Source organism: Prosthecobacter dejongeii (genome assembly GCF_014203045.1).
Taxonomy (GTDB): Bacteria; Verrucomicrobiota; Verrucomicrobiia; order Verrucomicrobiales; family Verrucomicrobiaceae; genus Prosthecobacter; species Prosthecobacter dejongeii.
On the sequence record NZ_JACHIF010000006.1, the window covers coordinates 154,002 to 178,792 of the forward strand.

The window sequence follows — 24,791 nt, forward strand, 5'->3', positions numbered from 1 at the left end:
CTGCGCAAAGGCGCGGCATCATTTCGCCTTCATCGTCCGCTTTTGATGCTCTTTAAAAGCTTCCCGCGCCTCGGTTTCACGGCCCATCTTTTTATAGGCGTAGGCCAGATTCATCCAGGCTTGCGGGTGCGTGGGGCGCAGGCGCACGGTATTGCGGTAGGCTTTGGTTGCCTCGCCAGGATCACCCTGCTTATCAAAAAGCAGCCCCTGATAATACCAGGCCTCGGAGTAGCCAGCGTTCAGCTTCAAGCTTTGGGAAATGGCCGCCTGGGCTCCATCATAGTCCTTTAAACGACCGCGCACATAAGCCTGCAAATAATGCGCCTGGGCATAACCAGGAGCCAGCAGAGTCACGCGGCGCAGGGCATCATCGGCCTTGCCCAGATCCCCATCCCGCACGTGGCGGCTGGCCAGCAGCAGCCAGGCCAGTTGATCATTCGGTCGCTGCTCCACGGCCAGTTCCAGCGCTTCGCGGTCCTCCGTGGTGTCCGGCAGGCCACCAGGGGATTCACGCAGTTTAGCAAAGGCCAGTTGATGCCAGTAGAGTCCCGCCTTGGGGTCCAGAGCCACGGCTTTGCGCTGGCAGTTCAGCGCCTCGGGAGAGGCCCCTAGATAGGTGGCACTCAGCCCCAGCAGGGCCCAGCATTCCGCGCTGCGTGGGTACTTGCGGGTCAGTTGCACCAGCTTGCGCATGGCAGACTCCACACGCTTTTGCTGAAGAGTGGCAAAGGCGGCAACGAACTCGGGATCGTTGGCCACTTCACGCAACTTGGGGCTCTGGGGCAGTTTCGAAAGCGGCTGCATGGGCGCGCGGTTTTTGCGCAGTTCAAAGGCGGCTGCATCGCAGGGCAGGGCAAAGTTCATCCAGCTCTGCAGTGGCACCTTCATTCCCACCACGGCCATGACGCGCCCGGCCTTCGACAACACGGGGGAACCCACCGCGCCAGGGGAGTCTGTGCCTTTTAGATTCAGCCAGCCCAGGCCCGTGAGGGCGGGGTCCATCTGCACCTTCGCATCCGCCAGCACGAGTCCGCGTTTTTCAGAGACCGCGAGGACGTGGCAGGCGCGTTCTTGGGCAAAGTCCGTGTCGGGGGCGAGCTCCAGCGGCGTGGTGTCCCTGGTTTCACTTTGCAGCAGCGTCACTCCAGTGACGAGATCCGCCAAGTAGAAACCGGCCACTTTATGATTGGTGCCATCCGCGCCCGTGGTGGTGATGTAGTCCACCTTTTCCGCGATCTCCGGATGTAGCAAACCTGTGTCTGTTAGGATAACGCCGTCTTTTGTCACAAAGCAGCCGACCCCACTGCTGATCTGATTGCCAAATTCATCCCAGACACGGATGCCTACGACAGAGGCGGCTACCTTGGCCCCCAAGCTGCGCAGTTCCAGCTCTTCCGGTGTCAGCGGTTTGTCCGGTGTACCTGCGGGGGCTTGCTCCCCAGGCAGATAGGGAGAGATGGGCGGTAGCAGCTCCAGGTTCTCTTCATCGGCCATGGGCAGGTCGCGCTTCTCGCTTTGGAAGAGGAGCAGCGGATTCTCGTAGTTGTTCACGTCCACGGGAAACCCGGCATTCTGAGGAAGAGCAGGTTCACCTGGTCCAGCGGGCACATTGGGGGAGATAGGATCCAAAACCGCCGCCGGGGCAGGGGCGGGGCGGCTAGGCTGTTGGGCATGCAACAGGACCGTCAAAAGGGCTAGGCAGAGCATCAATAAAGGTCTCATCATGTGCCAGAGTGTGAGCAGAATGTGACACTTTGCGGCGGGTAACGTGTGACGAATTCTTCACATCGAACTCATTTCAGCAGCGGAAAGCACAGATTAATAAACGAGGCAATTCCATCCCATCATGCGTTCCCTCGCTTTGCTCACTCTTACCTTTTGTGCCCTGGCTGCCCCAGCGGCCGAGCTTGAACTCAAGTCGCTCGGCGGTGAAGGCGCGGCGCAAAAGCGCAAATACGGACCTTTTGTCGGCGTGTCCGTCGGCGAGTCCTTCGGTCAGAGCGGGGATGTGAAGATCGGTGACAAAAGATTCAGCCTGGATGATTCTGACGGTGCTGCCAGTTTCAGCATCGAAGTCGGTAAGAGCTGGAAGATGAAGCGTCTGCCCATCCTCGCTTCCGTGGATGTGGAAGGAACCTTCATGTCCACCGAGCTTAAAGGGCGCTCTGCCGATGCTAACCAACCCGCGGGTGGTGGCCGTCTGGCGACCGACACGGTGTCTTATCAGGCTGACATGAATTCCCTGTTCTTTAACCTGAATGGCACCCTGGCCCTGGATCTTTACCGCTACCGGGCTCGCATCGGCAAATTCGCCGCTGGGTTCCGCCCCTACGTGGGCGCAGGCTTCGGCGGTGGTCAGGTGTGGTATCGCAATGCCACAGCCAAGTCCCGTGCCCAGTTTAATAACACAGGAACCAATACAGCCAGCACCACGCCCTTCAGTGTGGATGAATTCATCAATTCCTGGAACTGGTACGCCGGTGTCGAGTGGACCTGGAAAGACCAGTATTCCATCTTCGCTGAGTATCGTGACTTCCACGTCGGTGACCTTGAGGAGCTAACGAACTTTGCTTCCGATGGCTACCTCATCGGTTTCCGCTACCGCTATTAATTTTCATTTCGCCCGGCTCTCCCTCAACCCACCTCCATGAAGTTCTCCCGCCTGTTTACTTTGGGCCTTGCCACCGTCGCACTGGCCTCCTGCAAGACCATCACCTCGGAGCGTCTCGCGTTCCCTAACGCCCCTGTGAGCTATCAACTGGTGAGCGATATGGTGGATGAAGAAACGATCGAAAACACCATCAAGTTCCGCAACTTGGGGCAGCAGATCGTCAGCTTTGACTACACCATCTCGGATGAACCCGGCATCCCTCATGTGGACTGCCTCGGGCCTAACTCTGGCCTGGTCGAAAACCTTTATCCCGGTGCTGAAGCCAAGGTGAAAAACCCTCTAGATAAAAACGGTGAATTCGTCACTCTGGGGCGCGTGACCTATGGTAAACGCAGCACGGAAGAGCTGGCCAAGCAGTATAAGCCCAGCACCCTGCTGCCTGCCACCTCGACAAGCGGTGGTGCCTCTCCATTACCTGTGCTCGAAGCGGTAAACGCCCCTGGCGAATGATTTTAAAATCTTCAGCGATGTCTTTTTTTAGCAGCCCTGTTCGAGCAGGGCTGCTTTGTTTTTTTCTGCTCGGCGCTCTGCTGCCCGCACAGGCACGGGATACTGATGAGTCGGTGCGACGCCTGTATTCGCGTGCTCAGAAATTGATGTCTGAAGGCGAGGCTGAAGAGGCTCTGGAACGCTTTCTCAATGTGGTCAAACATTACCCCCGCACGGAGTGGTCGGCCTTGTCATTGTGGGAGGTGTATCGCATCAACATTCATCTGGGTGATGATGAAGCCGCCTTTGAGGCCCTGAACCGTCTCATTGTGGAGCAGCCCGGCCATTTTGAAAAAGCCCATGCCGCGCAGCTTCAGTTGGTGCAGCGACTGCTGGGCAACGGCAAAGAAAGCCGCCGCACGCTGGAAGTGGCCCGTAAATCTCAGATCACGCCACCTGAAATCCTGGTGGAGATGCTGAAGACCGTAATCAAAAACGGCCCTCAGAGTGAGGTAGGCATTCAGGCACATTATTACCTCGCCATTGCCCAAGAGAAAGCGGGGGAAAAGAAGGTGGCCATCGCCACTCATGAAGACTTTACGGAAACGTATCCCCGACATGAATTGGCGGATGATGCGGGTTACCAGGTGGCCTACATCGCCTACAAAGACTGGAAGACCATGCGCAGCAATGGCCCCCACCAGCGCGAAGGTGCGGCAGTCTCTCTCGCGTGGTTCATCGCTCGTTTTCCTGAAAGTGATAAGGTAGCCCAGGCCCGCTCCTGCCTCTCGGAGGTGCGTGCTTCTGAAATGCGTGAGTTGTTAGGCCTCGCACGCTATTATGAAGGGCGGGGGAATGAAAAAGCGGCTGCCGTTTATTATGAACAATTGGCCGAGCGTTTTCCAGAAGCCGTCGTGGCAGATAAAACCCTGGCTGATAAGATCCTGAAGACCCAACCGACCACCGAAATTATCGGTGCAGTGAGGTGAGGGAAGTGTCACGCTCTTTGAGTCGTTCATCGGCCGTTTTCGCGCATCTTAAGGGTAGATGTTGCGTCGCACATGGCTTCAGGGCTGGCTCATCGGGACTGCGCGTACAGTCACGGGTCTGGCCTGGGCACGTGGAATGGTGATGGAAGTGACCGCTTTACAAACAGGACCGGGCGCATTGTATTTGTCCTTGGCCAGCTTTCCTGCCTTGCAGTCGATAGGGGGCTCTGTGCAGGTGAATCTCAGTGCGGTGGACACGGCCCTCATTGTGACGCGTGCTTCGGCTTCCGTCTTCCATGCGCTAGATTCGGTTTGCACGCACGCAGGTTGCACCGTGGGCACCTTTGTTCAGCAACAGGGTTACATGCAGTGCCCTTGCCATGGCTCCCGTTATGACATCCAAGGTCAGGTGGTGCGCGGACCTGCGGAAGGGAATCTGGCCTCGTTTGGCATTGATTTTGACGGGGCTGATGAGTTGAAAATCTCTCTGCCGAACTTGCCCCTGGATGTGAAACCCATCCAGCTTTACCGCCGCGCTGGAAATCGCCTGCGCCTGAAGCTGACCTTTGAGGGCGAGTCGGGACGGCGTTATCAGCTCAGATTCAAGGCAGATGTCACCTCTGTTTTTTCTCGCGTCGCTTTTGCAGTGACACCGAATGGCCTCACTGAAACCTTAGAGATCACGGTTACGAGCGATGGCCCTAGACACCTTTATGTGGAGGCGGCTACCCAGCGAGGTTTTTACACCGTGAATGAAGTAGAGTGAGTCGTTTTAATCCCCCAACGAGCCACCTCGGATGATGGCGATGTCATCGGCACTGAAGCCCGCAGCCTTTAGCCCTTCCTCATTCACTTTTCTTTGGCGAGCTTGCTGCGCGTAAACCCGTAGCTTTGCCTCATGGCGGTGCGCCTCGTCCGGGATGGCTTCGACCCACGCAAGAGCCGTCTGCATTTGTCCCTGATTGGCAATGCCAAGCGCGAGTGACGACAGGCTGGGAACGAGGTCGTTAAAGCGCTCGGTTTGGTTGATCCAGTCCGTGGCGGCTTTTGGATTTTGGTCAAACCAGAGCAGCAAGCTGTCATTGAGCTGGCGTGCCTCACCGTCTTGCTCCAGGGCACGAACTTCGGCCTCATAATCTCGTTGAATGGAGGGGCCAGTGCGTGGTTGGAGGACGACCTGGGTAGGTGCATCCGAAGTGACAAGATCCGGCACGCTTGCCTCCTCCCAAAAAGGGCGCTCTACTGCCTGGGGCTGCACCTTGATTGGGCTGGGAGGCATGACTTTGGTCCCCTCAGGTTGGCCTAAATAAAGACCCAGACCGGCCGCCATCAGCAGTGCCGTTGCGACCAGCAAAAGACTGGCAGACTTTTTAGACATGGGTAGGTGTAAGTTGCACGGGCGAAGCAATGGCAGCTTCCTCCTGAGGCCCCATTTCCAGTCCATCAAAGCGCAGCAAACGAGCGCTGTTAAAGATCACAAAGAAGGCGCTGAACTCATGCATGAAAGCAGCGGCGATGGGGTTGACAAAGCCCAGGCTGCTGAGCGTGATGGCTAGGATGATGAAGGCAAATCCACACAGCAAGTTTTGATTGATGATGCCCACCGTGCGGGCGGAAAGCAGCAGCAGGTCTGGCAGACGACGCAGGTCATGGGACATCAGAGCCACGTCGGAGGTATGCACAGTGACATCATTGCCCAGGGTGCCCATGGCCACGCCCACATCGCCTTCCGCCAGAGCTGGGGCATCATTGAGTCCATCGCCGATCACCAACACCCGGCGGCCCGCAGCTTTCAGTTCGCGGATGTGGCGCACCTTATCCTCTGGCAGGCACTCGGCATGCAGATGGGTGATGCCGACTTGACCCGCAATGTGCTGAGCCACTTCTAGACGATCGCCGGTGAGCATGTGGAAATCCTGAATGCCTAAAAAGCGCAATCGTTCCAGGGCCTCATGCGCTTCGGGACGCACTTGATCGGCTAACAAAAAGGTGGCGATGTGGCGGCCGTTTTGGGCCAGTAGCACGAGGCTGTGGCGGGTGAAGTCTGCGGGAACAATCGCTAACGGCATGCCGCTTTTCATCAACCAGGAACTGCGCCCGATCTGCAAATGCTGCCCCTCTCTTACCCCTTCCAGTCCCAGGCCGTGATACTCGGTGAAGTCAGTCACTTGTGGTAAATTTTTCCCCTCTCCCGCTGCGGCGATGGCCCGTGCCACCGGGTGGTTCGACTGCTGTTCCAGCGCGGCAGCCATCTCAATCACCTGCTCTCGGGTCAAGGTTTCATCATGCACCAGCACCTGCTCCAGTTCGAGCTGGCCCAGCGTCAGCGTGCCGGTTTTATCAAACACCACTGTGTCCACCCGACGTGCTGTTTCCAAATGGCGGATGCTCTTCACTAGCAGGCCCAGGCGTGAAGCGGAAGCAATCGCCGAGACCATGGCAGAAGGACTGGCCAGCACAAACGCACAGGGGATGCTGACCACCAGCACAGCGATGGCCCGCTCCATGTCCTGAGTGAAAAAGAACACACTCGTGGCGATGAGCAAGATGAGCGGGGTGTAATAGCGGGCGTAGTCTTCAGCGAGGCTGATGATGGGGGCCTCGGATTCTTTAGCTTGCTCGATGATGCTCTGCACCCGGCCCATCACGGTATCCATGCCAGCGCCAGTCACGCGCGCCTGAAGAAAGCCATTGAGATTGGCCGTGCCTGCATAGATCTCGCTGCCAGGGGCCACTTCCAACGGCACAGATTCACCCGTGATGCGGCTTTGATCCACCATCGCTTGACCGGTCACGACCGTGGCATCGGCAGGCACTATTTCGCCAGGTCGAATGAGGATCTCATCACCGATGCGCAGTTCGCTGGATTCACACTCTTCGTCACTATCTCCGACTTTACGGCGCGCGCGCAGACGGCTGAGTTGGCGCAGCTTTGACAAGGCCATTTCCACCCCCACAGTGGTCCGTTCCTCCAGCATTTGACCAAACAGTAGGATGATGGCCACGATGCCGCCAGTGAGATACTTGCCTGTGGCCAAACAGGCCGCCAGTGCGAGCACCACATACTGGTCCATGTAAAACTGAGTGGCACCAAATCCCGTGGCCCGAATGGCCGTGATCACCCCACGAACAATGGGTGTGGCTACAATAAGCGTGGCCAGCAGCGCCAGAGCTCCCTTCACGGTTTCCTGCTCTGGGCGTAGCCACCCGGTGATGATGGAGGCTGCCATGAGAGCCGTCGCCACAAAGAGCAGCAGCAGGCGCTGGCGGGTCGTTGAGTCGAGATCATTCATCGGGCAAATTCAGGGGCGGGCTCTAGGATGACGGTGGGTCGGGCCTGTTGCATAGGCAGCAGGGTGCGGGAGGAAACCTGGCCCATCACTCCATCCAGCGTCTCTCGCAGCAGTCTCTGGGAAACGAGTTGGGGATTCAGACGATAGTTCCCGAGCAGGGAAGTGAAGGCGGACGCTTCACCTTTGGCAGACTCCACTAGGCCTGTGGCATAACCTTCTGCACGGAAAAGAATGGAGGCGGCTTCACCCTCAAACTTTGTGCGCGTTTCCGCATCGTACTGACGCGCGTTTTCAAACATGGTTTTGGCAAACTGGCGTGCATTCGTCACTTCCTCAAAGGCCGCCAACACCTGGGCAGGTGGTGAAAGAGCGCGGATGTCTAGCCCCGTGATGCGCACGCCGAGATGCAGTCGGCTTGCCTCAGTCTGCACCTGTTTCGTCGCCTCGGTTGCCACATCACGGCGGTCGTCGGTCAGGCTGGCATCAATGCGTCTGCTCGCCAGTTGCGCCGTTAGGGCTCGGTAGCTGAGTTTTGCGAGCAGATGTTCAATGCGGTCTCCCGCGATGGTATAACGAAAAGGATCGTCAATGCGGTAGCGTAGATTGAACTGTCCCTGGATGACATTGGTGTCTAGCGTCAGCGTGTAGCCATGGTCCAGTGGATTCAGCGTGGTGTGTTCGTAAGTGGGGTATTTGGCCCCTTCAACATCACGGGTGTTAAGCTGCTGGATCAGTTCCTCATTCGTCGGCTCAATTTGCTTGTCTGGATCCCCAATCTTGGTGCCGACGAGTGCCCAGGCATCGAGTGGCAGGCTGGTATCCTTCCCCGTTTCAAAAAGCAGCACTTCATCAAAGGGACGTGGTAGCCCCACCAGCAGACCGGGCTGATGCAGGTGAGGTTGCAGGCGGCCCAGCCTTCTCACCAGTGCTGTCTGCTGGGGCTGGATGGTGTGAATGCCTGAGACCGCATAAAGCAGTAGCAATGCAGCAAAGACCCAGCGGGCGTGAGCCGTGAGCTGCTTTAAGAACAGTAGCAGCGCCTCCACCACGTGGCCTTCATCCCGCAGAGTGATGGGGGGTGGAGAAGGCTTCATGGCGTCGGGTCCAGGGCGGCTGGGGCAGGGGTGGGCATGGGGGTGGCGCTGCCCTTGGCAACGGCTCCCGGTTCCGTGGCCTTTAGCCAGTGAAAGGGGGCAATGCTGGTGTCTAGGATCACGGTGGTGTTCTTATCCACCACGGTGCGCAGGCTCTGAAGCTCCCGCAGAAATTTGTAAAACTGTGGATCTTGTCCATGAGCCGCCGCATAGATGGCGGAGGCTTCAGCCTCGGCTTTGCCGCGCATTTCTTCGGCCTGTCGTTTAGCATCGGCGGTCATGCGTGTGGCTTCCTTATCCGTTTCCGCTTTCATCTGTGCCGTCTTGGCGCGGCCTTCGGCGCGATACTGCGTGGCCTCCCGTTTACGCTCTGCACGCATGCGGCGGAAGACGGATTCTGTATTGGCCTCAGGTAGCTGGATCTGCGTGATGCCGGTGGAAATGAGCTCGATGCCCAGTTGCTTCGCGGCATCTCCTGCGGCCAGGGCTTGCATTTCGTTCTCCAGTTTTTCCAGCGGGCTTTTTTGATTTTCGCTCATCAGCAGAGCGGTGAAGTCATGGCGGCCTAACACCGAGTTGCGTGCGCTGGTGACCAGGGCGTCTAGCTTGATGTAGGCCTGCTTCAGTTCACGCACGGAGGTGTAGAACAGAAGGGGATCTGCCACGCGCCAGGTGAAAAACATGGGCACGATGACATTGCGCTGATCTCGTGTCAGCGTTTCGCTGAGGCGGATGTCGGCGTGCTGCAGGCGGCGATCCACGCGGACGATTTGCTCCACCGGCATGGGCAGGCGAAAGTAAAGGCCGGGGGCGCTCAAAATGCGCACAGGTTTACCAAAACGCAGGATCAGCGCGTGCTCCGTCTCGCTGACAATGAAGCAGCAAGCGGAGGCAATGACGCTGAAAGCCACGGCCAGGATGAGCCCGAGCCGCAGGCTGATGAGGCGGTTTTGAGATGAGGGGGAAGGGGCTTCGCTCATGGCTGAGTCTGGGCAGGTGGCTGAGTGGGCGTGGAGGATGAGGCTTTCAGAACATTGTCCGCATCCGGCGGGGAAAAGTCAGGGGCAGGCACTTCGCCTTGGTCGGCGCGCAGATAGCCCTCGATGTCCAGATCAAAGGCATCGGTGGATTTCGCTGGGCGCGGCACCAGGGTCTGTGGGCGCACGGGGGCGGTATCCACAAAGTCGGGATTCAGCACCTTGCGCAGATCCACATGCGTGGGCATGTCGCCGCGCATGGATTCATCGAAGATGGCTTTCTTCGCCCCACTGAGGGTCTCATCCAGGGCCCGGTAACCTTCGCGCCATTGGTAAAGATCTTTGCCCAAGGCCCAGGATTTTTGCATGGCGGTGAAACGGTGCGCCTGGCCTTCGGTCTGCATCAGGCGATTGCTGGCACTGGAACCGGCGGTGATGAGGATGGCTTTGGCATCACCCTCCGTGCGGGTGAGGATGTCCCGGCGGTAGGCTTCCCCTTCATGCAGCAGCGCTTCTTTTTCTTCCAGCGCGCTGACCACTTCCTGGAAATTCGGGGCCACACTCACCGGCGGGTGGATGTCCCGCAGATAGACTTCGGCCAGCACCAGCCCACTCTGGCGTTCATCCAGCGCCGCTTGCAGATCCCGGTGCAATTGCTGGCGCAGCGCCTCGCGCGAGGTGGTCATGATATCGCGCGCAGGCAGTCGCAGCGTGAGATTCAGCAGGACCCGCTGAGCCAGGCTGCGCAGCAGGGCCTCCGCATCGGAGGAAGAACGCAGATGCAGTGCGGCATCCCCGACCCGATAAAAAACCGGCACGCTGATGGAAAGAAAGTCATCTCCACCGCCCACGAGTGAATGCTGCTCTCCCTCATAATGGGCTTTCTCCCAGAGGATCGGCTGGCCGGGATCTGTGCGAAAGCCGAGCACGATTTCGCGCAGGCGAGTGGTATCCACAGCCTGGATGCTACCCATGGGCCAGGGCAGCGAAAAATGCAGGCCAGGGGCCAGAGGTCGGCTCTCCCATGTGCCCAGGTGATGACGCACCCCGGCATGGCCAGCGGGCAGCTCATGCACAGTGCTGAGTAGCCAGACCAACAAAACAATGGTGCTAAGCAAGGAGGGTAGCGCTGCACGCAAGGTGGGCCACATCCACATCTCCGCCAGTTTCAGGTCAAAGCTTTCATCCCGTGCCGTTGTTTCAGGTAAGCAGGCACGCCATTCGTCACCTAACAAACGATAGAAAAATAAGGCTCCCGGTTCTGGCAGTGTCTGCCAGTGACGCTTGGGCGTGTACAGGCGGCCCACTAGGCGCAGCAGGCAATCCAGCACCAGCAGGGCATTCAGCACCGCATAAGCCAGCGCGATCCAACGCTGCCAACTGCCGCCCAGATATAGGGCACCGAGAAGAACCCCTGCCGTGATGAAATGCAGTAACACCGCCAAGCGCCCCAGGCAGAGCTGGACGGGACTAACGTCACGCTTTTTTAACGCGGTGTGAATATTGAGAAAAGCGAGGGCAGCCCCGATGAGCAAGGCCCCGATGGGGTGGGCCGTCAAAATAGCGCCGTCTGGCATGTTCTGCCCCAGCGTCCACACCCAGCCCCCGGTGGCGACGATGCAGACCACGATGCCCACTCCCAGCCAGCGACCTGCAAGGCCAGCCAGAAGAGCTGCGCAACCTACCCAAGGTAAGAGCCAATACATCTTCGAGGCCAAAGCGAGCACACTTAAGCCGATAGCCTCCAGCCCCAGGGCGAAGCTAAACAAAGGACGTTGGCGATTCATGAAAAGTGAAGTGAGTGGAGTGACCCGCCCGATTGAAAATGCAGATTCCCGGTTAGGCCTGAGCCTAACCGGGAATGATGCAACTAACCTGAAGAGTGGCCGGTCATCAGTCAGCGACGGGGCGCACGATCAGCACCTGACCATCTTCAGCGAAGAGGCTCACGGCTTCGGCGCGTGTGTAGGTGCCACCAGCAGGTTTCGGGATATTGGTGCGGATGGAGGTCGCTAAATCTCCACTGGCAGGAGTCAGGGTGACATTGGTGCGGTGCGCCTGGACGGCGATCACGAAAGTGCCTACACCAAAAATTTCGTCAGAGCGGATGACTCCCGAAGTTTCCCATAGACCACGCGTAGTGATGGCCGAGTGGCCATCGCGGGCCTCCACACCGGCGAAGTTGAAGGTGCTTTGCAGCTTTGCGGAGTTGCCATTGTTACGATTAAGCGTCCAGAGGCCGCCGTTGCGCGCATACTTTGCAAAGACAGCATCTGCTGGGCTGTTACGATCTTCGCAAATGACAATGAAGTCATTGGAAACAGCGATGTTATCGATGCTGACAGCAAAGTCCCGGCCATTGTCAATGTTGCCACCCGTGTAGTTACCCAAGGAGCCTGTGGCACCATTGGCCGCGAGCAAGGTACCGACAGTACCCGTGAAAGTGCCACCAGGAGTGACGATGGTGTCAGCATTGTAAACCACATTCAGGGTGCCATTCGCCAGTGGGTTGGATGGGTTCATGGTCAGCTCATACAGGCGACCCAGACGGTTCGGGCCGCTGCCCCCAGTGGTGGCGAGGAAGAGGCTGCGAGTCGGCTTGGCCGGGTCAAATTCCTGGTCTTCCACGCGAATGAAGCCGAAACCACCGATGGCATCGGCAGCGGTGTTCAACTGGGTGGCGGAGAGATTGGCCGCGTTAGGGATCTCTTTCCACTTGGTTGGCAGTGCGCCAGTGAAGAAGGTGCCTTCATTGTGACGGGCATCGCGACCGCACAGCACATAGACTTTACCGTTGGTCAGGCCATTGCGGTCCAGCGGGCTGGTGGAGCGAATCTGCTTACGACCAACATACATGTAAACAAAGGAAGGGTTGTTGCCATCTTCCGTGGACATGATGACCGTGAGGGAGTCGCGGCGCGGTTGCACAACGGTGGTTTCACGCGCCACACGGCCCAGGTCCGGCAGGGTGTACATGTTACCGTCTGCGATGGCCACTGTCTGGGAGCCTTTCACGTCGCCGTCATAGTTACCACTGCCACTTTCTTCATTGGTAAAGAAGAAGGGGCGATCCAGGCCGGACTCACGGCCACAAAAAGCACCGGAGCAAAAACGTGTGAAACCATTGGTATCACCTTCTACGGGTGGGGTGAGCGAAACCTGGGTGTTTTCCAAAAAGAGTTTGGAGTGTGCAGGTGCAGCGCTGTTGATGCCGCCACCAGCAGCCATGACGAAGCGAGAAACCCAAGCGCCTTTGTATTTAGGCATGCCAGGAAATGGCGCGGTGTTTACGTTGCTAGGAATTTCATGGGCTACAAAAAGGATATTCTCATTGGTGACCTTGTCTTTATAAAGACCCATGGCATCAGGGATGCCCACAAAAGCGAAATCCTTGCTGGCATCGCCAGTCAATGGCACGCGGTCACCAACGGTGACGATGGGCTGATAGGTGAAATCAGCGCCTGGAGCCGGAGTCAAATAAGAGAACTCCGAAGTCTGAAAGCCTTGTCCGAAGGCGGCGGAAGCGAGCAGAAGGCTCGCAGCAAAGGTGGTGGATGTTTTCATGAGAAGATGGGTCAAGGAGGCGTTAGGAAATGTCATTCCATCGGCATTCACATCCCAAGCCCATGTCCAAGCTGCTCACAAACAAGCCTGCGTAACACTTCCGCCTCATGGCGGAAATGTCACGCGATGGTACTTGGTGAAAAATCTTCAAACCTAACCAAAAGCGGAATAATAAGATTAAATCGGATCTTTGATTTTTAGGTGCCTTTTAAATGACTCTATTCGGTCAGCCTGATGTCACAAAAGCAGGGCACTGCTCAAAACGAGTTGGCAGGCGTGAGTGACATCCGTTTCGGCGTGGTCGAGTCAGTCAGAGGAGAATGTGTCAAAAGTTACTGTGACGAAAACGTCGCATGGAAACCATTGTCGAGCCGCCAGTGCACGTACCCAAAAGACCTAGCGAGGTACTGAGCCTCACTAAGAAAAGGGGTAGGTGACAAAAGTGTTGCTGAGGAGCTTTTGTCCCGTGGGGGGAAGTGGGTTCATGTCGGCGGACGGTGCTTCAGAACCCTCGCACCTCCACGACCACCTCAATATCATGACAATGAAACTACGCTCTCCCTTCGGATGGCTGGCACTGGCGGCGCTGAGCGCCAGCCCACTGTGCGGCCAGGAAAACTTGCTGCCAGTCAGCCGCACGGCTGGCGTGCTGACGACTGATCTGCCTGCTGGCAAATCCACGCTCCTAGGGATGCCCTTCGCCAGCATTGTGGCGAGTGGTACAGTGAGTGCAGTCAATGCAGGTCAACTGACACTGGCTTCTTCCCCGGCGGTTCTTCCTACCCTTTCAACTCCTCACGCCATCAAGATCACCAGCCGTGTGGATCAGCGTGGCACGGGTAGCAATGCTCCTGCTGGCGTCAGCACCAATGCTTATGGTCGTGCGGCCAAAATTACCGCTCAAAACGAGCAAGTGGTGACCACTCCTCTCGCCGTCGTGCCAAACGTGGGCGATGAATTTGTGATCTATAAACTGGCGACTCTTTCCAGCCTGTTCGGAGCTAACAACAGCGCCAACCTCAAAGAGGGTGAATCCTCCGCAACGGCTGACATTGTTTACCTAGCTTCTGCGGGTGAATTGGTCGGTTACTTCTACCACAGCACAGCGGATGTCTGGCGCGCAGCCGCCACGCCTACCGCAGGAGACGCGGGCGCGACAGAGATCGCTCCAGGCGCCGCCATCTTGGTGGCTCGCAAGGCTGACGGCGCAGCCAACATCGAAATCACCTTCACGGGAGATACCCTCCCAGGTCGTCAGACCTTCGATGCCAACACAGGCTTCCAGGTCATCAATAACCCCTACAGCGTCAGCACCACGCTGGCTGCCAGTGGTTTGCAGACCTACGTCACCGGGGGCACCGGCGCTGCCAGTGCAGACGTGATCTACCTTGAGCAGGACGGCGTCCTCTCCGGTTACTATTACAAATCAGGTGGTCTCGGTGGCATCGGCTGGCGCGCCATTTCTAACAACACGGCAGATGCAGGCGCCACGCTCGTCTCCCCCGGCAAGGCTATCCTTTTCAAGGAGCAGGCTGGCTCGGTGGGGTTCGCTCTTCAGGAGCCCTTCGCTGAGTAACTTTTCTCTATCTCTCTCTTCATACTTCTCTTTCACCCATGAAAAAAATATTCCTCTCCGCGCTTTTGGCGCTGGGTACTTTGGGCAGCGGCCAAGCGGCCAATCTTTACTCCAGTAACCTGGGTAACGGTGTTTCTCTCGATGGCAACCTCGCTGGCATCGCTTCCGGCACGGTGCGTTTTGGTGTCTTCCCAGACAACTATGACTTCGCCGCCAATGTCTCCGACTTTACAGCTCTGGACGCAGCCTTTATCCAGGTGGCTTCCTTCAGCGGTGACCTCAGTGTCAATGCGATCAACGGATTCTACCAGCAGGCCATCAGCTATGATTCATCCATCAGCTATGAAGGCACCTCTTACGCCTCTGGCATCGCAGGTAAAAAAGTTTACATCTGGATTCTGAACAGCGTGAACCCTGAAGAAGTGACGCAGCAGCTCATCGCTTCCTCCAACCAGACTTGGGCCGCAGCAGATGCCGTGGTAGCAGACACCTTCGCCTCCCCCGATAGCGGCGTGGCAGGTCTCACCTTCCACGTTGGCAGCGCAGGCGGTGCAGACATCGGCGCAGGTGCAGCTTCTCACGTGCTGGGTGGTGCTCAGACAGCCGTCACGGAAGTGACGCTGGCTGTGGCTCCAGCCGGTGTGGTCAATGCAGGGACAGCCGTCACCTTCACGGCCACCACAGACGGTTCCCCAGTGAAGACCTTCAAGTGGCGCAAAAACGGAGTCATCATCCCGAACCAGTCTGCTAGCAGCCTGGTGCTCGCGACCTCGGTGGCCCAAGACACCGGCGTCTATGACGTCCTTGTCAGCAACAACTTGGCCACCGATGTGCCAAGTAACACCGTTTCTCTGACGGTCAATACGCCGAAGCCAACGATCCTTACTCAGCCTCTTTCCACCGTCCTCGCTGTCGGTGATACCCTGGAGCTGAATACCGAAGCCGTGGCGACTGGCAATCTTCAGTTCCAGTGGAAAAAAGGTGCCAACATCGCCGGTGCGACCACCAAAGAGCTGGTGCTGCCAAACATGAGCCTCGCCCAGGCCGGTGCTTACACCGTGAGTGTGACCAATGCCCCTGGCGCTGGCACAGGCACCGTCACGAGCGCTAAGGCGGAAGTCGTCGTCGTTGATAAAACTCCAGCCGTGGTCGCTAGCGCTGTCGGTGGCAATGTCTCCCTCACCACGCTGACCGCAGGTAAGGTGCAGAGCTTCCAGTGGTTCAAAGTGGGCGACATCAATGCCCTGCAGAATGGCACCAAATACTCCGGTGTCACCACCAAGACCCTCCTCGTACGCAGTGTCCAGGAAGCTGACTCAGGCGATTATTTCTGCGTCATCACCTCTGGCACGGACAGTGAGAACTCCGGTATCCGCACCCTCAATGTCTTTACCCAGGCTCCTGAGCTGGATGCAGCAGCCGTGGCTCTCATGCCAGATGCTGAAATCGGCTCCACATACTTCTTCAGTGTCCCAGTTCTCGGGGGTGCTGTGAAGGCTCCTCTCACCTACGCTGCTCGTGGTCTCCCAGCAGGTCTGAAGATTGATGCCAAGACCGGCCTCATCAGTGGTCGCCCGACCAAAGCCGCACAGAACATCTCCGTCACCCTGACGGTGACAAACCGCGCTGGCACGGATACCGAAACGGTCGTCATCAATGTCAACGCCTCTCCTGAACTGGCTGGTTTGGCTGGTAGCTACGTCGGCCCGATCGATCGCAACACCGACTCTGGTCTGCCTGGTGCAGAGCTGGGTGGTCGTTTTGAACTGACCGTCTCCACTCTCGGTGCTTTGACTGGCAAGCTTTACCTGGGCGCTGTCACGCTGCCTGTGAAGGGCTTCCTGGAACTCAATGACGATGTCCCATATGCCTCGTTTGCCGTGGCTCGCACGGGTGGCCTCACTCCCCTGTTGGTCGGTTTTGAAATCGAAGGCGACAACCTCGTCAACGGCTTTATCAGCGACACCGAGAACGACGTGAACTTTGATGGTTATCGCAATGTTTTCAGCACCAAGCTCAATCCTGCCGACGACTACAAAGGTCTCTACAATTTCGCGATTGGCTTTGAAGAAGGCAATGCCAATATCGGAGAGGCCTCCGTGCCCCAGGGCGCTGGTTTTGGCTCCTTCACCGTCGCTGCAGATGGTAAGCTGAGCATCAAAGGCAAAACTGCCGATGGCGAAGCTTTCACCACCTCTTCCTTCGTGAGCCCAACAGGGGATGTCTTCCTCTTCCAGACTCTCTACAAGACCGTCACGAAAGGTTCCATCCATGGTCGCCTGATCATTGACTCCACGAACGACAACCTCATCGAAGGCACGGCGACTCAAAACCGTCCTTTCGACATCTCGGCCAAACAGCGCACCTACGCTGCCGGCTTCTCCATCACTGATCCTGCGGAAGCCTACGTGATCCTGGGTGGCCTCTATGTGGCTCCTGTTTCACCGCTGGTGCTGCTGAACAAGGCTGCCAATACGAACGTGGAACTCAGCCTCACTGGTGGTGCAGATGCCTCCGCGGCTGAAGCCCTGGTCACCTTGCAGGCGGCTAACAAAATCCTCGTTGGTACGAATACCGCCAAGACGAAGCTGGCCATCAATGCGAAGACCGGTCTCATCACCGGCAGCTTTGCACTGACGGATAAGCGCGCTGGCAAGTTCGAAGGCGTGGTCATCCCTGAAGGCAGCAACCTCATCGGTCTGGGTTACTACATCCTTCCAGAAGCCACCCCGACCATCACCACTTCGAAAATCCTCTCGGGTCTCATGAGCCTGGATGTTCCTGCAGCTCCTCCTGCTCTTGACTAATCCTGATCGAAGAAACTGACGACGAACTCCCCATTTATTCCTTTATGAAGCTACCCAATCTGAAAGCCTTCGGTCTCGCCTGCGCGGCCCTCGGCTGTGCCTTCAGCACGGCGCGTGCTGATATCATCGAGATCAGCGGCAACATTGCCTCCGACACTCGTTTTACACGTGACAACGTGTATGTGATCACACGGGTCATTTACGTCCTGCCTCCAGCCAAACTCACCGTCGAACCCGGCACCGTCATTCGTGCTCTTAGCTCCACGGTGACTGGTTTTACCAATAGCCCGGGTTCCATCGTGGTGACTCGCGGTGCGAAGATCATCGGAAACGGCACCGTGGATGATCCGATCATCTTCACCTCCGTGGATGACACCTTCGTTCCTGGTGGTGCCAATACCATCCCAGTCAACGTGACTGGAAACGCCGGGACTGTCGCCATTGCTCCCAAGGATTATTCTGTCTCAGGTCCTCAGTTCTCGAACGCCTTCGCCTATTCCAAAGAATGCGGTGGTTTGGTGCTTTTGGGTCGCAGCCCTCTGGGTTATGACAGTGATGGGGATGCAAGCAACCTCCAGTGGAACGGCACCGCTCACAGTGTTGACACCATCGCTTATCCAAATCTTTTCACGAAGACAACTGGAAACGGCACTGGCTTTGCTTTGATCGAAGGTCTGACTTCCACCACGACGACTCTGGCTACGCCATTTGACGCGGATGGTGCAGGCACTGTCTTTGCTCCTGATACTGCATTTCCTGTGGGTTTCTTCGGCGGCGTGGATGAAAACGATAACAGTGGTGTTATTCGTTTCTGGTCCCACCGCTACGGTGGTTTCAACCTCACAGGTAACAACGAAATCAACGGCGTCACCCTGGGTGGCGTGGGCCGCGGCACGGTCATGGAATTCCAAGAAGTCGCTCAGAACGCGGATGACGGCTTTGAGTGGTTCGGTGGTTATGTCAATGCTCGTTACTTGGCCTCTGTTCTCAATGGCGATGATGCCTTCGACGGTGACTTCGGTTACTCGGGTAACCTTCAGCACTTGTTTGGTATCAATGACAATGAAACCTACGTCCGTAGCGGCTACGGTGAAAATACCCTCATCGGTCGTAACACCGCTGCTGTGAGTGACAAGATGGTCGAGTGGGATGGTTCTGAAAACAACCTTCTTGGGGTGACTCCAGAGACAGACTCTCGCACATTCAACTTCACCTTCATCGGTAACAAAGATGCCACAGGTGGTTTGCCAACTGGCAATGACAGTTCCCTTAACCTGCTGCAAGGAACATCTGCTCAGTGGTCCAACGGGATCTCTGAAGACATCTTTGCTGCCGTGGTTTTAATCAGCAACTCCATCACGGCCTCCAGCAATAACGTGAACGGCACAGACGGCGATGTGTTTAACCTGCTGTATTTCAATATCGGCACGGTGAGCTCGGGTGCGGATGCAAACAACGACCTCACCACCGTCACTGCTGCTCCGATCTCTCAGTTGCGTGCTAAAGGCCACGCCACCAAAAATGGCCTGGACCCACGCCTGGTGAATGATACAGACGTCGGCAGCATCGCTCGTGATTTCACGATGGCGCTGCCTTCCCGAGTCGGAGTTACAGACTTCTTCTCCCCCATCCGTTATCGCGGTGCGATGCGCGACAACAACTGGCTCTTTGGCTGGACCTGGACCCACGCTACGGAACTGATGACCACCACCAATGTGGATCGCCCTCGCGTCACCCTGGCTGTCTCTGGAGCAACGGTTTCCGTTTCCTTCGCGGCAGATATGGATGAAACCTCTGGTGCTGATAAAGTACTCTACGTGATCGAACGCTCCGTTGATGGTCGCGTTTGGGCACCGATCGGCACTGTTCAGGACAACTCCACAGTGGATGCTCCTAACCAAGTGTTTGCTGACAGCAATGCAGCCGCTGGTCAGATCACCGTGGCGGACGCTGCCTACGCCTACACAGGCAGCCCAGTCCATTACCGCGTGATCCCTCAGTAATAGGTATCTCCAGTCTTCCTTAATCAGCGGGGCGATCCACACGGGTCGCCCCGCTTTTTTGGGCCTCGAATGAAGGCTTCCTTGTCAATGCTAGGGCATCTCTTTCCCCTCCCTTGTTTTTCCCCAGCTCAAACACGGAATGACTCAAGAGCACTGATTGGGTTTGTGACAGATACCTTCACTCAGCCATTTCCCTGGGGTGAGAGTTGAATCTGACAATCTGTGACAAAACCGTTGAGCGTTAAGTGACTGATTTGTCACCTTAATCAGGTTTCTCCGAAGGCGAGTCACAGCACATATCAAGGCCGCCCACCTAGCCTCGGGCGGTAGATCTATGGATTTTCCTTTTGCTATCAGTGACCCTCCAAACCGTGCGTGCCGCCAACGTTCTCTGCGGGTATGCCTTCAGTGGTGTGGCCCCCTTTTGAGTGTGGCTGCATTGGCTACTAGTTCGATGGTTTTAGGCAGTGAATCGAGTGACGATCTCGTTGCGCGGCTGGTGCAGGAATCTCAAAAGCATGTGACTCCACGGGATGTCAGCCCCACAGATCCCCTGTATCAAGCTGAAAACTATGCGGTGGGACTGGCGGCTGATGTGGCAGAATTTAATGTCTGGATGCTGGAAATCATCAAGGCCTATGCAAACCGAGGCGATTTCAACAGCGCTGCTTATTTGGCAAAACGCCTTCCAGGCAGTGGCAAAGGCACGGCCCATGCAGAAATAGCCGTTTACTTGGCTGCTCTCCCTGGGCGTCAGGCAGAGGCTGAGCCTTACCTCAAAGTGGCTTTGAAAGAATTGAACCAAGTTTCAGGTTTGGCCGCAGAACTCATGCGCGCGCGCTGCGCTCTGGCTCTTTATCATCTAGGCCGCAAAGAAGAGGCGGTAAAGATGGAGGACGGACTGGGGAAATTAGAGCTTTTGTCCCTCAACACTCAGCTTCAGGCGGCAGACCTTCTTCCCGCCCTCAGCCTGCTGGATGCTAAGAGACTCCTGGTGACATTGACTGAGCCTGGAAATGATGAGCGAAAAGCACGCTTCTTGTTAGCCTGTGCCCAGCAGCAGTTCAAAAAAGGCAACACTGAACTGGCGCTGCCATTTTTAGAAGAGATCGGCACCATGTCCATGGAAGCTGGGCTGCCTTCTGCGCAGCGGGTGCTTTTGGATCTCGCCCGCACAGCGCATGCGGGTGGGCAGGCTAAGCTGGCTAACAAGAGCATGAATCTCTTTTTGAAATGCTGTGAGGCCTACTCGGACAACGTGGAGTGGAAGGCTCTCTTTTTGGCCTCGGCCTCGGAAGTTTTGGTGGATTGGAAGCGCCCTGACGAAGCACGTGCTTGGCTGAAGGTGGCGGAAGCGGCGATTCCTAAAATCTTTGTCATGGAGGCACCAGCCGCCATGCTGCTCATCGCCCAGCAGCGCGAGAGACTGGACGGCGCTGCCGCTGCGGAGCCTATCTTGCTGGCCGTGGCACGTGCAGGTCGTTCTCACGCCCATCCGCGCTTCTTGGCTGAGACAGCGGTGCGGCTCTGCCTGCACTACAATACCCTTTCACGCCCCGTGTCTGCGGAAGTGACTCAAATTCTGAATCCAGCAGATGTGGAGGTGAAGGATTGAAGATGATGGCGCGGTGCTTATACTTGATCGTCGTTTTTTCTCTGTGGCTGGGGAGCGGTGACTTGCATGCGCAAGGGGCCAACGGGGGCCTGCGTGGCAGCGTCCAAGATGCGGACTTTTACGTGCCTCTTCCTGGTGTCTCCGTGCAGCTCGAAGGCACAGGCTTTGCCGCAACGACAGATGAAAATGGTAACTTTTTCATCAACAATTTACCCCCTGGACAGTATGCCTTGTTGGCCACGGGTGGCGGTTTCATCCGCGAGCGCAAGACGGGCATCGTCGTGACACCCGGTAGCGTCAGTGAAGCTTCTTTGAGCCTCACGGCTGAGGTGGTGGAATTGGATGAGTTTGTGGTTTCGGCAGAGGAATTGGTGGACACGAGTTCCTCGGTTTCTTCGTTGACGTTGCGCACAGAAATGAAAAGCTTTGGTGATGTCTTGGGCGCTAAGTTCATCACGCAGTCCGGTGCAAGTGATGCCGCAAAGCTGCTGGCCAAAACGACCGGCGTGAACGTGGCTGATGGTAAATTTGTCGTCGTTCGTGGTCTCAATGACCGCTACAACGTCGTGAGTTTGAATTCCTTGCGCGTGCCCAGTTCTGACCCTGACCGCCGTGCCGTGGCTCTGGATCTTTTCCCCAGCGCGGTGATTGAAGACGTGCGCACGAGCAAAACTTTCGTGCCAGATTTGAATGGTGAGTCCACCGGTGGCACGATCAATATCATCACCAAGTCCGTGCCGGAGGAAGACTTCGTCAAATTCAAGGTGGGCACAGGTTACAACACTCAGTCCACAGGCAATGATAAGTTTTTAAGTTACAAAGGTGGTGGCACAGGGACTTTCGGCACAGCGGATTCTCGCAGGCTGCCAGACTTCATCAAATCTGCGGACTTGCCGGATCTGCTGGACCAGTCTGCTGGCGGCGTGGGAGATGGCCTGACTCGCACGGACAATCCGATTCGCCTTTTCAGCCAAAAAGCCAACGATGCCCTGAGCCCGGTGATGGGAACGCAAGAGGTGAGTGCCCCGGTGGACTTCACACTGGAAGCCAGCATGGGCCACAGGACCGAGTTCATGGGTGCACCTGCGGGTATCACCATCGCTGCGGATTATTCGAAAAAATACATCTACAATGATGACGACCAGATCGGGCGTTACTTTTTCAATGGTCTCGGGCTGCCCAATGCGGGGGAGGTGCAGATCCTCCGTCGTCAATCGACCGTGCGCTCAGGACAAGAGACCATGCGTGCAGGCCTTCTCGTCTCAGCCGGGATTGAGCCTGAAGAAGGCAGCGAGATTGTCTTCACCTACTTCTTTAATCGAGTGGCAGAGGATCGCGCTACCTTACAGTACGGGCTCGTGGATGACAGCATCATCAATGCTGATGAAAGAGATTATCGAGAGTCGATTACCTACACGGAGCGCGAGTTGAAGGTGATGCAACTCGCCGGTAAACACGAGGAAATGATCAATGGCAAAGACCTGAAAGTGGAATGGGGCCTGGCCTACAACCAGTCTTCCCAGCTTGAGCCCGACCACCGTTTTGTCAGAGGCTTGTACAACGTGAACAATGGCTCCTATGGCGTTTTCCCTGGCGTGCCTACCGTGCCTGAGTTCCAGCGCATCTGGCGCGAATTGCATGATCAAAACTACTCGGGTCGGTTCGACATCACGACGGATCTTTTTGAGGGGGCTGACGAGGAGCGGATTCAATTGAAATTCGGCGGCTTCCTGGATGTGAGCAATCGAGAGTTCCGTTCGGATTCATTTGCTTACCGTCGCGGGTCCGAAAACATCAGTTTCCCAAATCCGCTGAAGCCCGGATTTCCTGGAGCAACGTGGGGAGATGAGTTTTTGTCTGGCAATGCCCCTGTGGGCTCTGACCCCGATGGAATCCTAAACAATGGCCCGCTGACCAGCGTCCGGCAGTTTACATATCTCTACCGCTCGAACGATGCGGAAATGTACTCCGCTTCCCAGCTTTTGGCCGCAGGTTACGCGACGTTAGACTTTGATCTCGGGCCGAGCTTGAACATCAGCTTGGGCGGCCGTGTGGAGACGACGGATATTGATATCCAGTCCACCCCCATCTACCTCTACCCTGAGGAGCAGTTGCGCTTTGCTTTGCTCAGTGAGGCAGGCCGTGCAGACCCGGTGCTCACTCAGTTGTTGAATGCCGCTTTTGAAGGGAATGTGGATGCTCAAAATGATCCGCGCATCACGGAAAGAAGTCGCGCTATCATCGCCGAGCAGCACTTTTTGCCCGCCCTCTCCGCGAACTGGGAGATGTCCGATACCATGCGAGTACGCTCTTCGGTGGCGCGCACGGTGGCTCGGCCATCGTTTAAAGAGTTGGCTCCGGTTATTTTCCTCAATGTGGAATCTGGGGATATCTTTGTCGGGAACGTGGATCTCGAACTTTCCACCATTATGAACTACGATGCCCGGTGGGAGTGGTATCCGACTCCCGGCAGCTTGCTCGGCGTCAGTTTCTTTGCCAAGCGCATCAACAAACCCATCGAACTCTCGCAGGAAAGTGGCAATGTGGACATCATCCGTTATGTGAACTCGGTCGAAGGTTCGGTGTATGGCTTGGAGCTCGAGTTGCAGCGGGACTTGGGTTTCATCGGGGAACCTCTTCGCCACTTTTCGTTAGGGGCGAACTATTCGTATATCCAGTCTCAGGCAACTCGACCGGACTTTGTCACCACCGGCGGCACGGTGGAGGATCCTGCGACGGTTCCGAGCCTCTTTGGCAAAAGCCGTCGCTTGCAGGGGCAGCCTGACTACATCGTGAATTTTAACCTGACGTATGACAATCCAGAATACCCATTGTCTTACGGCGCGTTTTTGAATATCACCGGCCCTCAGCTTTTTGCGGTGGGTGGGCGGCCTGAGGATCCGGATGTCTTTCAGGAACCCTTCACCACGCTGGACCTGGGCGTCACCTACAAAGTGGCCAAAAACGCCCGCATGAGCCTGCGCGCCCAAAACGTGCTCAATGCCCAAGTGACTCGCTACTTCAATAACCAAGGGCGCCCGATTCACTCCACCCGGCAGACGGGTATCGGTTTTTCCCTCAGCATGACGGTGGACTGGTGAGATGTGGGGAATCTGGCACTTCTGAAAAGCTTACAAAGGTATAAAGAGATCCAGAGTTGCCATGTGCAGGTCTTTGGGCATGATCCTTGCTCCCCCCTTCCTTCAGATGCCTTTGGTTCCCATCATCTGCCCTCATTGCGAAAAATCCGTGGAAGTTCATGTCACGGATGTCGCCCGTTCTCGCTCCTGTCCGTCCTGCGGGCAGGCGCTGATGCTGCAGGTGGCAGAGCGTGCGACAGGAGTGAAGCGCAAGGCACTGCTGGTGGGTGAATTGGCACCCAACCTAGCTTCGCAGGATGCGTTCACGCAGAGGCAGTTCGAGGGAGAAGCCTTTGACCGAATGCGGGCTGACCCTGAGGTGGCCCGCGCCAGTCGCCGCCTGTCTTTGGGGATCGCGGCGGTGATGTCACTCATTTTATTGGTCACCGTATGCAGCGTGTTCACCCACTGGGGGGCTCGTGCGCAAGCGGCGACTGCGGCTACTCCTGCTGAGCCGGCCATTGAGGTCAAAGCTGCGGTGCAAAAGCCGCAGCACCTGCCGCCCATGCTTTCTCGCCCACTGGATTTTGAAAAAATCGTCAAAGAACGTAAGTCAGAATTGGCGCGCCATACGGATTCCAGCTCAGGCGAATAAAGGTTCAACTCGGAAAAAACTTTTTCCGATTCTGCAAG

17 protein-coding genes are annotated in these 24,791 nt (G+C 56.8%); 10 read left to right on the forward strand and 7 right to left on the reverse strand.

Going from position 1 to position 24,791, the window contains the following annotated elements:
• Nucleotides 1–18: 18 nt before the first annotated feature.
• Nucleotides 19–1,725 carry a tetratricopeptide repeat protein gene (locus HNQ64_RS14995; protein ID WP_184210015.1) on the reverse strand — a complete coding sequence of 569 codons (1,707 nt, stop codon included), beginning with the start codon at nucleotides 1,723–1,725 and terminating at the stop codon, nucleotides 19–21.
• A 121-nt stretch (nucleotides 1,726–1,846) separates the two neighbouring features.
• Between HNQ64_RS14995 and HNQ64_RS15000 the strand changes: the two genes are divergently transcribed.
• From HNQ64_RS15000 to HNQ64_RS15015, 4 genes are read left to right on the forward strand one after another with little or no spacing between them, the layout of a single operon-like run.
• Nucleotides 1,847–2,611, forward strand: coding sequence for an outer membrane protein (locus HNQ64_RS15000; protein WP_184210017.1), 765 nt, complete (start codon nucleotides 1,847–1,849; stop codon nucleotides 2,609–2,611).
• A 36-nt stretch (nucleotides 2,612–2,647) separates the two neighbouring features.
• On the forward strand, nucleotides 2,648–3,121 hold the full coding sequence (locus tag HNQ64_RS15005) for a hypothetical protein (protein ID WP_184210019.1): 474 nt from the start codon (nucleotides 2,648–2,650) through the stop codon (nucleotides 3,119–3,121).
• 17 nt (nucleotides 3,122–3,138) lie between these two features.
• On the forward strand, nucleotides 3,139–4,089 hold the full coding sequence (gene bamD / locus HNQ64_RS15010) for an outer membrane protein assembly factor BamD (RefSeq protein ID WP_184210022.1): 951 nt from the start codon (nucleotides 3,139–3,141) through the stop codon (nucleotides 4,087–4,089).
• A gap of 58 nt (nucleotides 4,090–4,147) precedes the next feature.
• Nucleotides 4,148–4,855, forward strand: a complete 708-nt coding sequence (locus tag HNQ64_RS15015) for a QcrA and Rieske domain-containing protein (protein ID WP_184210024.1) — start codon at nucleotides 4,148–4,150, stop codon at nucleotides 4,853–4,855.
• A 6-nt stretch (nucleotides 4,856–4,861) separates the two neighbouring features.
• Here the strand turns inward: HNQ64_RS15015 and HNQ64_RS15020 are convergent, their stop codons facing one another.
• The 6 genes from HNQ64_RS15020 to HNQ64_RS15045 form a co-directional block, all read right to left on the reverse strand.
• On the reverse strand, nucleotides 4,862–5,467 hold the full coding sequence (locus HNQ64_RS15020; RefSeq protein ID WP_184210026.1) for a hypothetical protein: 606 nt from the start codon (nucleotides 5,465–5,467) through the stop codon (nucleotides 4,862–4,864).
• Complete coding sequence (locus HNQ64_RS15025; protein WP_184210028.1) at nucleotides 5,460–7,382, reverse strand: heavy metal translocating P-type ATPase; 1,923 nt, start codon at nucleotides 7,380–7,382, stop codon at nucleotides 5,460–5,462. The genes HNQ64_RS15020 and HNQ64_RS15025 overlap by 8 nt, the downstream gene beginning before the upstream one ends.
• A complete protein-coding gene (hflK, locus tag HNQ64_RS15030; protein ID WP_184210030.1) occupies nucleotides 7,379–8,476 on the reverse strand; it encodes a protease modulator HflK in 1,098 nt (365 codons plus the stop codon). Before hflK ends, HNQ64_RS15025 begins: the two co-directional genes overlap by 4 nt.
• Nucleotides 8,473–9,456, reverse strand: a complete 984-nt coding sequence (gene hflC, locus HNQ64_RS15035) for a protease modulator HflC (protein WP_184210032.1) — start codon at nucleotides 9,454–9,456, stop codon at nucleotides 8,473–8,475. The genes hflK and hflC overlap by 4 nt, the downstream gene beginning before the upstream one ends.
• Entirely contained in the window at nucleotides 9,453–11,240 is a 1,788-nt protein-coding gene (locus HNQ64_RS15040) for a protease modulator HflK (RefSeq protein ID WP_184210034.1), read from the reverse strand. Before HNQ64_RS15040 ends, hflC begins: the two co-directional genes overlap by 4 nt.
• 106 nt (nucleotides 11,241–11,346) lie before the next feature.
• Complete coding sequence (locus tag HNQ64_RS15045) at nucleotides 11,347–13,017, reverse strand: alkaline phosphatase PhoX (RefSeq protein WP_184210036.1); 1,671 nt, start codon at nucleotides 13,015–13,017, stop codon at nucleotides 11,347–11,349.
• Between the two features lie 544 nt (nucleotides 13,018–13,561).
• Between HNQ64_RS15045 and HNQ64_RS15050 the strand changes: the two genes are divergently transcribed.
• The 6 genes from HNQ64_RS15050 to HNQ64_RS15075 all read left to right on the forward strand — a co-directional run bounded on the left by HNQ64_RS15050 (nucleotide 13,562) and on the right by HNQ64_RS15075 (nucleotide 24,753).
• Nucleotides 13,562–14,593 carry a hypothetical protein gene (locus HNQ64_RS15050; protein ID WP_184210038.1) on the forward strand — a complete coding sequence of 344 codons (1,032 nt, stop codon included), beginning with the start codon at nucleotides 13,562–13,564 and terminating at the stop codon, nucleotides 14,591–14,593.
• A 38-nt stretch (nucleotides 14,594–14,631) separates the two neighbouring features.
• Nucleotides 14,632–17,400: a putative Ig domain-containing protein gene (locus tag HNQ64_RS15055; protein ID WP_184210040.1), complete on the forward strand. Its 2,769-nt coding sequence runs from the start codon at nucleotides 14,632–14,634 to the stop codon at nucleotides 17,398–17,400.
• A gap of 44 nt (nucleotides 17,401–17,444) precedes the next feature.
• On the forward strand, nucleotides 17,445–19,403 hold the full coding sequence (locus HNQ64_RS15060) for a hypothetical protein (protein WP_184210042.1): 1,959 nt from the start codon (nucleotides 17,445–17,447) through the stop codon (nucleotides 19,401–19,403).
• Nucleotides 19,404–19,737: 334 nt separating this feature from the next.
• Nucleotides 19,738–21,018 carry a hypothetical protein gene (locus tag HNQ64_RS15065; RefSeq protein ID WP_184210044.1) on the forward strand — a complete coding sequence of 427 codons (1,281 nt, stop codon included), beginning with the start codon at nucleotides 19,738–19,740 and terminating at the stop codon, nucleotides 21,016–21,018.
• A gap of 23 nt (nucleotides 21,019–21,041) precedes the next feature.
• Nucleotides 21,042–24,119: a TonB-dependent receptor gene (locus tag HNQ64_RS15070; RefSeq protein WP_184210045.1), complete on the forward strand. Its 3,078-nt coding sequence runs from the start codon at nucleotides 21,042–21,044 to the stop codon at nucleotides 24,117–24,119.
• 79 nt (nucleotides 24,120–24,198) lie between these two features.
• Nucleotides 24,199–24,753, forward strand: a complete 555-nt coding sequence (locus HNQ64_RS15075; protein ID WP_184210047.1) for a hypothetical protein — start codon at nucleotides 24,199–24,201, stop codon at nucleotides 24,751–24,753.
• The last annotated feature ends 38 nt before the right edge of the window (nucleotides 24,754–24,791 follow it).

Bases quoted from the DNA above. Each gene is read 5' to 3' on its own strand.
- hflK (WP_184210030.1), bottom strand. From the start codon at position 8,476: ATGAAGCCTTCTCCACCCCCCATCACTCTGCGGGATGAAGGCCACGTG.
- HNQ64_RS15075 (WP_184210047.1), top strand. From the start codon at position 24,199: ATGATCCTTGCTCCCCCCTTCCTTCAGATGCCTTTGGTTCCCATCATC.
- HNQ64_RS15000 (WP_184210017.1), top strand. From the start codon at position 1,847: ATGCGTTCCCTCGCTTTGCTCACTCTTACCTTTTGTGCCCTGGCTGCC.
- HNQ64_RS15015 (WP_184210024.1), top strand. From the start codon at position 4,148: ATGTTGCGTCGCACATGGCTTCAGGGCTGGCTCATCGGGACTGCGCGT.
- HNQ64_RS15005 (WP_184210019.1), top strand. From the start codon at position 2,648: ATGAAGTTCTCCCGCCTGTTTACTTTGGGCCTTGCCACCGTCGCACTG.
- HNQ64_RS15020 (WP_184210026.1), bottom strand. From the start codon at position 5,467: ATGTCTAAAAAGTCTGCCAGTCTTTTGCTGGTCGCAACGGCACTGCTG.
- HNQ64_RS15065 (WP_184210044.1), top strand. From the start codon at position 19,738: ATGGATTTTCCTTTTGCTATCAGTGACCCTCCAAACCGTGCGTGCCGC.
- HNQ64_RS15055 (WP_184210040.1), top strand. From the start codon at position 14,632: ATGAAAAAAATATTCCTCTCCGCGCTTTTGGCGCTGGGTACTTTGGGC.
- hflC (WP_184210032.1), bottom strand. From the start codon at position 9,456: ATGAGCGAAGCCCCTTCCCCCTCATCTCAAAACCGCCTCATCAGCCTG.
- HNQ64_RS15045 (WP_184210036.1), bottom strand. From the start codon at position 13,017: ATGAAAACATCCACCACCTTTGCTGCGAGCCTTCTGCTCGCTTCCGCC.
- HNQ64_RS15025 (WP_184210028.1), bottom strand. From the start codon at position 7,382: ATGAATGATCTCGACTCAACGACCCGCCAGCGCCTGCTGCTGCTCTTT.
- HNQ64_RS15060 (WP_184210042.1), top strand. From the start codon at position 17,445: ATGAAGCTACCCAATCTGAAAGCCTTCGGTCTCGCCTGCGCGGCCCTC.
- bamD (WP_184210022.1), top strand. From the start codon at position 3,139: ATGTCTTTTTTTAGCAGCCCTGTTCGAGCAGGGCTGCTTTGTTTTTTT.
- HNQ64_RS14995 (WP_184210015.1), bottom strand. From the start codon at position 1,725: ATGATGAGACCTTTATTGATGCTCTGCCTAGCCCTTTTGACGGTCCTG.
- HNQ64_RS15050 (WP_184210038.1), top strand. From the start codon at position 13,562: ATGAAACTACGCTCTCCCTTCGGATGGCTGGCACTGGCGGCGCTGAGC.
- HNQ64_RS15040 (WP_184210034.1), bottom strand. From the start codon at position 11,240: ATGAATCGCCAACGTCCTTTGTTTAGCTTCGCCCTGGGGCTGGAGGCT.